We start from the raw sequence: 4,518 nt of genomic DNA, 5'->3' as shown, positions 1-4,518 counted from the left end.
ATGTCCAACTCCGTGCTGACTGGGTAGATCATCGTAAGGCAGACCTGCCCCAGCTAGTTCACTGACAGCGCGCGCGTCGAATGTTAGACGCACTGGCTGAGACATTGCTTGACTAGTGGACTGGCCGAGTAGGCTTGTTTTGGTTGTCGTGTGTACGTTTTTTGAAGACAAAAGCAGAGAGCTTTAACACGCCATAACACAAAAAGGCGGGCACCATGGTCAGCACAGTAAGCTTAACAAATGAGACGCCGAAAACCGCTAACCCAGATAGGTTTCGTTTTCCTTCTTCGAGTGCAAGCTCGGTTGCTGCACTATTTATTGTTCCTGCCCAAGTTGATAGCTCTAGGGTCCACATTACTGCGCAGATGATAAGCGAGATGATTAAGACAATAGCAGAGCGCTGCTTCCAACGATAAACGAGATATTTCATTATACACCTGCCTTAGTGTTGTGTTTCTGTCTCATTTTTCTGCTCACACCTTTTATCCACTGCCAGTGCAGAGCGAGATGGATACCAAGCATTGGCATCACTAGGTTTCCTAGGTCATGATGTAGCTTGGACCAAACAGGCAGTATCTCTACTGGCATACCTAGCTGAGGTAGCAAAGCTTCGGAAACTAAGAATCCGCTGAGTGTTGCCATCAGCATGACCAAGTAGAACAAAGCATCCCAAACCGCATTGAATCGATCTTTAGCAGATTGTTTGTGGATGAAATTTTTTGGAAGAGATACCATCCAGTTCCAATGCAGTAGTAAGTGGATAATCAAAGGAATAATAAACAAAAGGCTCAGCCATTCGTGAGCTGCTACACCTGTTGCTTTGGGGATACAGACTAAGATAAAGCCGATCAGCAATAGGATGTCCATGACATACTGAGTCTTTACCAAACTGTCTTTCCATGTACGGGTTTGCATGATCAATTGCCTGATAGGTTGTTAAGCCATAAAAATTCATGCTTATAAACTATCAAGTTGGCACCTTGATTCAACTGATTTTACAGTCATTTACAGTTAGAAATGCCGCGCGTCTTGATAGCACGGCATTTGTGATCGGCTCCAAATAGATTGAGTATCAAATTAAGCGACTTTTCATGCCTTAAGAATCGGGCTTTTTACCAGTTTATGTCCCGTCCTGAAATGTGTTTACACACTGAGAGGTAGCCTCTCAGTGTTAAGTCAATTCTTAGTAAAATCAAACATGTTTAGAGTTGTTATTTCTCTGTGTGATAGGCTTTTGAGACAGCAAAGCTGTCTTCAAACCAGTTCCAACTCTTTACTTTCCCATCGACGACTTGAACGCGCACAGCCCAACTAAATTTTCCAGTGTCAGCGCCAGTGTTGTTTGCTGTGGCACTCATGGTCCCCATAAAGACGGCTTGATCACCGTTGGCAAAACTATAATCTGTAGTCCAGCTCGTTGTTTTTAATCCAGCACCAAAGCGAGGCAAGAAGGTATTTAAAACTGTTTCTTTAGACTCCCAGTTACCAATCCAAGGAATAGAATCATCTCCTTCATTATGCCAAACAAAATCGTCAGCCATTAGAGTACTTAGCTTTTCCATATCCCCAGATCCAGCAGCCCACAGAAAAGCTTGGGCAACCTCTAGGGTTTTTGCAGATTGTTCTGCCTTAGATTTATCCATGTCTGTTGCGTAACTTGCTTGAATTACTGCGAATAAGCTGAAATATATCACTAAAATTGTTTTTAACATTACGTCTCTCCGTTTAGTTGAACGTAGGATGAAGCAAACGACTCCCTCTGTAAAAGTAGAAGTCGAATAGAGCTGAATCAAATGTATTGAGCTTGATGGTACTGTGGTAGATAAGGGAATTTGGGCAATAGGCTTTGCAATAAAGCTGATCAGTCAAATTTTAAGAGCACAACCGAGCCTAAAATGATTTCTTGTCCAGAACTGCAAGGCGCATGGGTAAAACAATCAGTGCGATTTCAAAAAGCATGCAGAAAATTTGTGAAGAGCTAGATGATGAGTTACTTGTACGTCAATCATCTGGATTCCAGCTCACTAACTCAATGTCTAGGGCTGCTGGTGCGGATCACAAATCGTTTAAATTTAGATCTCAGTCTCTTTTCTCCGTCGAACATTTCTGTTTCTATAGCGAATAAGCTTCTGACAAGAAAAGGAATTACGTCAATGCAGAATAACAAATCCATGCTTTCCATCGCAGTACTTGCTGCGTTTTCTGTACACGCTAGTGCTGACGAATGCGGAGAGATCACCATTGCAGACATGAACTGGAACTCGGCGAGCCTTATTGCTCATGTCGACCAATTCATTTTGAATAACGGCTACGGCTGTGCAGCGGATTTAATCCCCGGTGATAGCGTCCCTACGGGCACGTCAATGATTGAAAAGGGTCAACCTGATGTTGCGCCTGAGCTTTGGACTAACGGCATCAAAGAAGCGTTAGATAAGGGTGTGGCGGATAAGCGGCTACGTTACGCAGGCAAGTCTTTAGTAAACGGCGGTGAAGAAGGTTTCTGGATACCTAACTATCTTGTTGAACAATATCCAGAGATGACGACAATCGAAGGTGTCATCAAACACGCTAATCTATTCGCACACCCAGAAGACGATGAAAAGTTCGCATTCTATAGCTGCCCGGCAGGATGGACATGTCAGATTACTTCCGAACACTTATTTAATGCTATGGGTTTAGATAAACATGGATTTGAAATGGTGGACCCGGGTTCAGGTGCTGCACTAGCAGGAACCATTGCCAAAGCTTATGAGCGTGAGAAACCATGGTTTGGTTACTATTGGTCACCAACACCTGTGTTGGGTAAATACGATATGGTTAAAGTTGATTTCGGAAGTGGTACCGACATTGAGGAATTCCGTAACTGTACGACACAACCCGATTGTGAATCTCCTAAAGTGACCATGTATCCACCAGCACCGGTTCACACTATCACCACAGAAGCCTTTGCTAATAATGAGCATCTTGCTTACCAATACTTTGAAAAACGTGGTTTTACCAATAAACAAATGAGCGAGTTGTTAGCCTGGATGGAAGACAACCAAGCCGACGCCGAAGAAGCCATGTATTACTTTCTAGAAAGCTCACCACAGGTATGGAAGCCTTGGGTATCAGCAAGTGTCGCCACCAAGGTAGAAGAAGCCCTATAAGGCTTATCAAAGCTAATAAAGGTTATTCCAACAACGAGAAAGTCTGGTCAATTGCCAGACTTTCTATCTTTTGAACGCCATAAATGAGGGCGTTCAGAAACTATTGATGAGATTTAAGCTCTGAAAAGTAATCTTGCCAGCTAACATGCTTGCGTCCTGCAGCTTGTTCGAAATGACTCGGGTTATCTGACTTCCCTTCAAGGATGCCTTGATAAATACCAGCGATAACCGTTCCAATAAAGTCACCCAACTCAGCCACTCTGTCTAGTCGATACTCTTCAACGCTCATCGACGTGAATGTAAGGTTCGTCCCAAACGCACTATTCATGTAATCAGTGAGCTGTGCTTGAGTAATGGCATCGCCGTGTAGATTGTAGGTATTGCCGTTATGTATATCTTCAACAAGCATGCGGGCGTAAGCGTAACCTAGCTCTTCTCGGGTTGTATAACCACACTGGCCTTCACCTGCGCAGTTAAAGATGCCCCCCGCTTTCTTATAACTATCAATGTATTCGATGTCAGGTTCGATATAGATGCCATTACGGCCGTTCACCCATTCAAGTCCGCTCTCACGAACATCTCGCTCTGTTTGACGATTACTTTGAATAACAGGGGAAAATGCCGTGTTCTCCTCGGCCCCTTGTACGCTGGTATAAACAATCTTTCTCACGCCAGCCTTTTTGGCAGCTTCAATCACATTACGATGCTGTCCAATACGTTTATCCGGAGCATCCATACCAGACACTAGCAACACAACATCCACACCTTGCAATGACTGTTCTAGCTGCTCAGCATCCTCATAATCGCCCGGACGCACTTCGACACCCAAGCCGAAAGCGCGCTCTGGTGTTCTTGCTAGAGCAACGACTTGATTTTTCGAGGTTAATTTGACGGTGGCTTCTACAATAGCAGAGCCCAACTTCCCACTTGCGGCAGTAACAGCAATCTTCATCCTTTGTCCCTCTTGGTCATCTAGCAGTTATCTTCGTACATTTAGTAATATACTAGATCATTACAAAAACAGTGTACGTCTTCATAGCCGTTTTTGTTCGCGACCCGAATAAGGAAACTCTCTAGAGTCTCATCGTTGTGTGGTTTTGGTCGCTGTAGAAACATAATTAAATTACAGGCTCGTAACCCCCAAAAAAGTATTAATTTAGCCGATTGAACTTTAAAAAATGTTTGATTTTGATTGTGTGCGTAGACTGTCCGCTCGCAAATAGAAACTGTGATGTGATTAGGTTCAGATAAGTGTTTGCCCAAAAGCGTGCCAGTTCAGCTTCCGTTAGCGTGCCTTGGTCAGTAAAGAATAGTTTACTGCCCCCACAAATAAAAACTAACCGTCATCCCCGGCTTTGTTGCGTAATTC

General features: G+C 43.8%; 6 protein-coding genes. 2 read left to right on the top strand and 4 right to left on the bottom strand.

Annotated elements, in window-relative coordinates; all coding sequences use genetic code 11:
• Positions 1-112: 112 nt before the first annotated feature.
• From AB4384_RS23335 to AB4384_RS23325, 3 genes are all read right to left on the bottom strand, one after another.
• The gene (locus AB4384_RS23335) at positions 113-430 is read right to left on the bottom strand and encodes a hypothetical protein (protein ID WP_017068659.1); all 318 of its coding nucleotides are present in this window, start codon (positions 428-430) and stop codon (positions 113-115) included.
• A complete protein-coding gene (locus AB4384_RS23330; protein WP_032546226.1) occupies positions 430-915 on the bottom strand; it encodes a DUF4405 domain-containing protein in 486 nt (161 codons plus the stop codon). The genes AB4384_RS23335 and AB4384_RS23330 overlap by 1 nt, the downstream gene beginning before the upstream one ends.
• A gap of 296 nt (positions 916-1,211) precedes the next feature.
• Complete coding sequence (locus tag AB4384_RS23325) at positions 1,212-1,712, bottom strand: nuclear transport factor 2 family protein (RefSeq protein WP_017068657.1); 501 nt, start codon at positions 1,710-1,712, stop codon at positions 1,212-1,214.
• Between the two features lie 191 nt (positions 1,713-1,903).
• On the opposite strand from AB4384_RS23325, the gene AB4384_RS23320 reads away from it, so the two are divergent.
• Both AB4384_RS23320 and AB4384_RS23315 read left to right on the top strand, forming a co-directional pair.
• A complete protein-coding gene (locus tag AB4384_RS23320; RefSeq protein ID WP_372055728.1) occupies positions 1,904-2,125 on the top strand; it encodes a LysR family transcriptional regulator in 222 nt (73 codons plus the stop codon).
• A 28-nt stretch (positions 2,126-2,153) separates the two neighbouring features.
• Positions 2,154-3,149: an ABC transporter substrate-binding protein gene (locus AB4384_RS23315; RefSeq protein ID WP_102320038.1), complete on the top strand. Its 996-nt coding sequence runs from the start codon at positions 2,154-2,156 to the stop codon at positions 3,147-3,149.
• Between the two features lie 100 nt (positions 3,150-3,249).
• Here the strand turns inward: AB4384_RS23315 and AB4384_RS23310 are convergent, their stop codons facing one another.
• A complete protein-coding gene (locus AB4384_RS23310; RefSeq protein ID WP_017068687.1) occupies positions 3,250-4,101 on the bottom strand; it encodes an SDR family oxidoreductase in 852 nt (283 codons plus the stop codon).
• Between the last annotated feature and the right edge of the window lie 417 nt (positions 4,102-4,518).

The organism is Vibrio sp. 10N.261.51.A4 (assembly GCF_041471945.1).
GTDB lineage: Bacteria > Pseudomonadota > Gammaproteobacteria > Enterobacterales > Vibrionaceae > Vibrio > Vibrio crassostreae_C.
The sequence above is the reverse complement of the archived record's forward strand: the minus strand, read 5'-3'. Positions and strand labels throughout refer to the sequence as shown.